At 72.9% G+C, this 3109-nt stretch carries 3 protein-coding genes; all 3 read right to left on the bottom strand.

Translation table 11 applies throughout. The features are described from left to right. Nucleotides 1-608, bottom strand: a 608-nt coding sequence (locus TN53_RS40130) for a M20/M25/M40 family metallo-hydrolase (protein ID WP_046263806.1), incomplete at its 3' end; no start/stop codon positions are given. A 155-nt stretch (nucleotides 609-763) separates the two neighbouring features. Next, the gene (locus TN53_RS40135; protein ID WP_046263805.1) at nucleotides 764-2176 is read right to left on the bottom strand and encodes a sensor histidine kinase; all 1413 of its coding nucleotides are present in this window, start codon (nucleotides 2174-2176) and stop codon (nucleotides 764-766) included. Beyond that, on the bottom strand, nucleotides 2177-2893 hold the full coding sequence (locus TN53_RS40140; protein WP_199924735.1) for a response regulator transcription factor: 717 nt from the start codon (nucleotides 2891-2893) through the stop codon (nucleotides 2177-2179). Nucleotides 2894-3109 lie beyond the last annotated feature (216 nt).

The following is a 3109-nucleotide window of genomic DNA, read 5'->3' on the forward strand; positions in this document are numbered from 1 at the left end:
GGGTCGGCGGGGGGGGCGGCGGGGCTGTCCGGGCCCTCCCCCCGCCCCCCCCCGCCTTCCCCCCCCCGCAATTTCCCGAACGCCCCGAGCCCCCCGTCCTCCTCCCCCACGACGAAGTGCACGGCGACCCGCCCCCGCAGCCGCGCCCCACTGGCCCGCACCGCCTCCAACGCGACCAGCTCCGCCACCAGCCCGGCCTTCATGTCACAGGCCCCGCGCCCGTGCACGACATCCCCGACGACCCTGGGCACAAAGGGATCCCCCTCCCAGGCACCGAGATCCCCGGGCGGTACGACGTCCACATGCCCCTGGAGGATCAGCGTCGGCCCGTCCCCGCCCTCCCCGGTCCGCCCGACGAGCCCCCACGCCTCGTCCCGGGCCGCCTCCGCACCGGGAAAGTCCGGGTGGACACGCAACGCGTCCAGATCCATGGCCCACAGATCGACATCGAGCCCGAGCCGCTCCAGCCGCCCGGCGAGATGATGCTGCAACTCCGACTCGGCGGCACTCCCGGTAACGCTGGGAATGGCAACGAGCTCGGCAAGCATCCGCCCGACGCAGGCTTCGCCGATGTGGTCCAGCGCGGCGGCTTCTTCGGCACCCAGCATGTACGCCTCCCCATCCGATCGGAGCCATACCTGCTCACCGTAGACGTTTCGTAAGCCAGCGACTGGCAGATGTGTCCCACGCCGGGCAACGGCGACCTGGGGTTTTACCGTCAGGGGTGGGACAGATCTGCCAATCCCCCTGCCCTGCCCCGGCCTCAGCCTCCACCCACCGTGAAGCCGATCGTTGTGCCGCCGCCCTCCCTCCGTAGCGCGAACGGGGCTCCGCCGTGGGCCAGGGCCACCTCTCGGACGATCGACAGGCCCAGGCCCGAGCCGGGGAGGGAGCGGGCGTCGGCGGCTCGGTAGAAGCGGTCGAAGACGCGGATCAGGTCCGCTTCGGCGATGCCGGGGCCCCGGTCCAGGACCTCCACCCGGACGGTGCCCGGGCGGGCGGGGCCGGTCACCGTGATCTCGATCGGGGCGCGGCCCGCGCGGTCGAACTTCGCCGCGTTCTCCACGAGGTTCGACACCGCGCGCGTCAGCATGCCCGGCCGCCCGTCCGTCGTCGTGTCCCCGCTCACCCGGACCACGACCTCGCGACCGGTGCGGCGCTGCGCGAGCCCCGCCACGTCCTCCACGATGTCGGCGAGGTCCACCCGCTGCGGCGGCTCGGTGTCGGACTGGCCGGCCGCGAGATCGACCAACTCGTTGACCAGGTCGGTCAGTTCGCGGGCCTCCTGGCCCAGGTCCGCGACCAGTTCGGCGCGGGTCTCGGGCGGCAGTTCGTCGATCCGCCGCAGCAGCGAGATGTTGGTACGCAGGGAGGTCAGCGGCGTCCGCAGCTCGTGCCCCGCGTCCTGGACCAGACGGCGCTGGTCGTCCTCCGACTGCGCCAGCCGGCCCAGCATGCGGTCGAAGGCCCGACCGAGGCGGCCCACCTCGTCGTACCCCGTCACCGGCACCTGGATACCGAGGCGGCGGGTGCGGGCGACGTCCTCCGCGGCCGAGGTGAGGATCACCAGGCGGCGGGTGATGCGCCGGGCCAGCCACCAGCCGAACAGTCCGGCCCCGACCACCACGGCCGCCATCAGGATCAGGGTGCGTTGCTGGAGCGCCCGCAGCAGGTCCTCGGTGTCACTGAACTCCTGCGCGACCTGCACCGCGCCCCGGCCGCCGCCGAGGGAGACGGTCGCGACCCGGTAGACGTCGCTGCCGACGTCGACGTCCTTGTGCTCGGCCAGCCGCCCCGCCTTCGTGGCCGCCGCGACGAGACGGTCGGCGGCGGTGACGGGCAGCCCGGGGCTGCCGGGGTCGACGACCGAGCCGTCCGGCCCCAGCACCTGCACATCGGTACGGGCCGGGCGGACCAGGTCGTGTCCGGGCGCCGACGAGGAGAAGTCCTCCGGCGTCATCCTGTGCTCGCGCACCTCGTCCCGCAGATCCTGCACGACCTCGTCGAACACGGACTGCTGGTCCACCCGGACCAGACGGGCGGCGGCCCCGTACGACAGGATCCCGACGAGGACGGTGACGGCGGCCGTGACCGCCGCGAAGGACACCGCGAAAGTGGTCGCGAGCGAGACCAGCCCGGGCCGGCGTCTGCGCAGCAGCCGCGCTAGGCGGCCCACTCAGTTCTCCCGCAGCACGTAACCCACGCCCCGCACCGTGTGGATCAGCTGCGGGGCGCCCGGCTCGTCGAGCTTGCGGCGCAGATAGCCGACGTAGACAGCGAGGTTCTTGGAGCCCGGCCCGAAGTCGTACCCCCAGATCCGGTCGTAGATCGTGGAGTGGTCGAGGACGATCCCGCTGTTGCGCACCAGCAGTTCCAGCAGCTCGAACTCGGTACGGGTCAGCTCCAGTTCGCGCCCGTCCCGCCAGGCCCGCCGCGCCTGGGGGTCCATCTTCAGCCCGGCCGCCTCCAGGTACCGCTCGGGCACCGGCTGCTTGGGCGCCTCGACGGGGGCGACCGCGCCCGCCCCGCCGGTGCGGCGCAGCAGGGCACGCAGCCGGGCGAAGACCTCCTCGACGTCGAAGGGCTTGAGGACGTAGTCGTCGGCGCCCGCGTCCAGGCCGGCGATCCGGTCCTGGGTCTCCACAAGCGCCGTCAGCATCAGGATCGGCGTCCGGTCGCCCTCGGCGCGCAGCACCCGGCAGACCTGGAGCCCGTCGATGCCCGGCATCATCACATCCAGCACGAGCACGTCGGGCGGGGTGCGGTGGGCCTGCGCCAGCGCCTCGACACCGTCGGCGACCGCGGTGACCCGGTAACCCTCCAGGGTCAGGGCTCGCTCCAGGGCGTGACGGATGGCGCGGTCGTCTTCGGCGAGCAGCACGGTCTGAGGCACGCCCCCATACTGCCAAGGCCGTCGCCGGTTCAGCCGGGTGAGCGGGCCGACGATCAGCCTTTTTACCGGGCTCTCACCGTCACAGAGGCAACCGGAGGGCGTACGCCTACGGTCTTCTCACCACCGGGTGACCGGGTGACCGGGTGACCGGGTGACCGGGTGACCGGGTGACCGGGTGACCGGGTGACCGGGTGACCGGGTGACCGGGTGACCGGG

The sequence above is a fragment of the Streptomyces sp. WM6386 genome (genome assembly GCF_000972385.1).
In the GTDB taxonomy this organism is placed as follows: domain Bacteria; phylum Actinomycetota; class Actinomycetes; order Streptomycetales; family Streptomycetaceae; genus Streptomyces.